General features: G+C 33.2%; 1 protein-coding gene. It reads right to left on the bottom strand.

Translation table 11 applies throughout. The features are described 5' to 3' along the window. Positions 1-323 precede the first annotated feature (323 nt). Complete coding sequence (locus E1171_RS01140; RefSeq protein WP_187696152.1) at positions 324-662, bottom strand: hypothetical protein; 339 nt, start codon at positions 660-662, stop codon at positions 324-326. Positions 663-1,235 lie beyond the last annotated feature (573 nt).

Raw genomic sequence — 1,235 nt, forward strand, 5'->3', positions numbered from 1 at the left:
AAACTTAATTCTCTTTTCCGGTCTAGAAAACAGCGCCAAAATCCATTCTGATTAATTTTCGAATAAACGACCTGAAAAAGCTGAAATTCTGGCAAATTGAAAGTTAGGTTGGAATTATCCCAGAAGGTTGGTCTTTAGTGGATCGGCATTTGCTGCTGCAGTTGTCTATTTTTTTTCCATTCATAAACAATAAACTGGCAGGTTTTTTCTATAAAAAAATAGCCAACTCCTAATCGAGTTGGCTAAAATTTTATGCTTTAATTAATACATTTGCAGACATGGATAAACTTTACTTTTCCTCTTTTCAGTCTTGTCCACATACACTAGTTTCCCTTTAGATAATATTTGTCGTCTCCACTTTCCATCAAAAAGTTATTTTCGGCTAGGGCTGCTTGCAATTTAAGGTTTTGTTGTAGCTCTTCTTTTGATCCAGTGATGTGCTGGATCAAGTTAATATTTTGGTCATAAATAAAGATCTCCTGTGGGAGAGGCATAATGTTTTCATTTAAGGTGTTAATTACTTCGTTGGCTAATCTAATTTCTTCTTCTTTGCTTAAGATTTTTTCATGGGATAATTCCATAGTTAAGGTGTCTGGTTTTTTTACACCTGAGTTAATAGATGAAAGGTTTAATGATAAAGCTAGGGTTCCAAGGAATAACATGGTGGATTATATATTTGATTGGTTGAAACGGGTTTGATGGTTATTTGTGATTAGGTCAGTAATAATTCAACGGTTAAGCGAGGACTACCAAATTATGTGTAAATCACTAATGGGAGTGGGTTTAGTGGTTTATAACTAAATGTCGTTTTGATTTTTGAACCAGGACTGTTTAAATACTAAATTCTATTTTTGCCCTAATGGGTTTGATTAATTTTTTTATGAATTTAAATAATTCTCTACAGATCTCCCTATTTTATTTAATAAACTAATGTTATATTTTTTAGTTTTATTAGGTTGTGAATTTGAGTGAATTCTTTTGCCTGGAGCTGACTAATGTGCTTTTTGCAGAGGTTACTGAAACAGCGGACTTAAATATCCGGAGGCCAGTTGTACCATCAACCTCAATGCGCAGCAAGATTAAAAAAAATAGCCGGCTCCATTATGAAGTCGGCTAAAACCTAATCCTATTAAATTTACTACCTTTCCTATTTGAACTTCTTATTAACTTTTCACCATTTACTATCTTGCGATATAGTATTTATCTCCAGCATCTTCCATTAACAAGTTACTGTC

The sequence above is a fragment of the Xanthovirga aplysinae genome, from assembly GCF_009711365.1.
In the GTDB taxonomy this organism is placed as follows: Bacteria; Bacteroidota; Bacteroidia; order Cytophagales; family Cyclobacteriaceae; genus Xanthovirga; species Xanthovirga aplysinae.

Coding starts and splice junctions, on each gene's coding strand:
- E1171_RS01140 (WP_187696152.1), bottom strand. CDS start 662: ATGTTATTCCTTGGAACCCTAGCTTTATCATTAAACCTTTCATCTATT.